At 64.0% G+C, this 1217-nt stretch carries 2 protein-coding genes and 1 pseudogene; 1 reads left to right on the forward strand and 2 read right to left on the reverse strand.

Translation table 11 applies throughout. The annotated features are described in order from the left end of the window. Positions 1-437 (forward strand): annotated as a pseudogene (locus tag EN969_RS31800) (cobyric acid synthase CobQ); the annotation flags it as partial. A 12-nt stretch (positions 438-449) separates the two neighbouring features. On the opposite strand, the gene EN969_RS31805 reads toward EN969_RS31800, so the two are convergent. Both EN969_RS31805 and EN969_RS31810 read right to left on the reverse strand, forming a co-directional pair. Beyond that, positions 450-869 carry a VOC family protein gene (locus tag EN969_RS31805; protein ID WP_063168185.1) on the reverse strand — a complete coding sequence of 140 codons (420 nt, stop codon included), beginning with the start codon at positions 867-869 and terminating at the stop codon, positions 450-452. Between the two features lie 72 nt (positions 870-941). Next, a partial coding sequence (locus EN969_RS31810; protein ID WP_164758700.1) for a helix-turn-helix transcriptional regulator occupies positions 942-1217 on the reverse strand: 276 nt, incomplete at its 5' end.

Genomic DNA, 1217 nt, shown 5'->3' on the forward strand with positions numbered 1-1217 from the left:
GCCGCATGGTGCGCGATCCCGACGGCATCGAAGGCAGCGTCACCGAAGCCGAAGGGCTCGGCCTGCTCGACATCGAAACGGTGATGGAGCCGGAAAAGACGGTGCGCAACGTCAGCGCCCGTTCGGTGCCGTTCGACCTGCCGCTCGAAGGCTATGAAATCCATCTCGGCCGCACCACCGGGCCGGATACGCTGAGGCCGTCTGCAGTCATCAATGGCATCGATGACGGGGCAGTGTCGGTCGATGGCAAGGTGATCGGCACCTATATGCACGGTCTGTTTGGCGCCGACGGCTTTCGCGGAAGATTCCTCGAAAGCCTCGGCATCAAGGGCGGCGGCATCGATTACCGAGCCGAGGTCGAGCGGGCGCTGGACGAGGTCGCAGCCGAGCTGGAGACCCATCTCGACTGCGACGCGATCTTTGCACTGGCGCGGTAATTCGCGGTTGGCTCAGCCCTTGTCGCCTGCCTTCGGCCAGTAGGTACCGAAGGACCAGACGTTGCCTTCCGGGTCGCGGCAGATGAACTCGCGGCTGCCATAGTCGCGGTTGGTCAATTCCTGGATGATCGTGGCGCCAGCCTTCCTGCCCTTGGCATAGGCGGCATCGGCATCATCGACGGCGATGTAGATCGACTTGCCGCCGCCTGAGCCGGGTTCGCCGACCATCTTGCCGTAGTCGTCGTCGCGCACGGTGCCCAGCATGATCATCGAGGAGCCGAAGACCAGTTCGGCATGGTGCACGACGTCGCCTTCGCCATAGCGGGCCCGGACGCTGAAGCCGAAGGCTTCGCCCAGCCAGTCGATCATCTTTGCCGCGTTCCTGTAGCGCAAGGCGGGGTAGAGGCGGGGCGCTTCGGTGGTGGTGGTCATGTCGATCTCCTTCAGTGGGGTTGGTCGATGCCCCACTGTGGGTAAAGGCCGTTCCGGCGTCTTGAAGAAATGTTACCTGGCCGAGATTCCGGTTGGTGTCTCGCCGGCGAGGTCGCGGAATTCGCGTACCAGATGCGCCTGGTCGGCATAGCCGCAATCGGCTGCGATATCGGCCCAGTCGACGGCCTGCTGCCTCGACAGGCCGAGCGCGCGGTTGAAGCGGACGATGCGCGACAGTGTCTTGGGGCCCATGCCGATGGCGTTGGAAAAACTGCCGGCGAGATGTTTGCGGCTCCAGCCCAGCCTTTCGGCGATCGATGCAATGCGGGTCCGGCCGCCGGATGTGAT

This window comes from Mesorhizobium sp. M7A.F.Ca.CA.003.01.2.1, assembly GCF_003998945.1.
GTDB classification, from domain to species: Bacteria; Pseudomonadota; Alphaproteobacteria; order Rhizobiales; family Rhizobiaceae; genus Mesorhizobium; species Mesorhizobium ciceri.